The sequence below is a fragment of the Vibrio sp. T20 genome, from assembly GCF_007858795.1.
GTDB lineage: Bacteria > Pseudomonadota > Gammaproteobacteria > Enterobacterales > Vibrionaceae > Vibrio > Vibrio satsumensis.
Genome location: NZ_VFEB01000259.1, coordinates 1 through 270, shown reverse-complemented (window position 1 = coordinate 270; position 270 = coordinate 1). Strand labels below are relative to the sequence as shown.

Sequence of the window (270 nt, the reverse complement as noted above, 5' to 3'; positions counted from 1 at the left end):
TTTGTTACATTGGCAAAGAGGAAGATGATAGTGTTGGCCTTATGGAGAATGCTTTCAATGCGATGTACAGCATCAAGCCTCTGGAGCGTAAGATCTTCAAAGCAGTGAAAGAGGGCAAAGTAGCTCGTAAAGGCTTGCTTGCGGATAAACTGGCTCAAGCACTTGCTGCTGATGTTCTGACACAAGAAGAAGTCGACCAAATTGTTGCTGCTGATAAACTGCGTTACACCGCGATTCAAGTTGACCACTTCAGTCATGACTTTAGTGAAA

Annotated in this window: 1 protein-coding gene; it reads left to right on the top strand. The window is 44.1% G+C overall.

Going from position 1 to position 270, the window contains the following annotated elements; genetic code table 11:
- Positions 1-270: acyl-CoA dehydrogenase domain-containing protein (locus FTW16_RS24410; RefSeq protein ID WP_146492810.1), on the top strand; the 270-nt coding region annotated here is incomplete at both ends.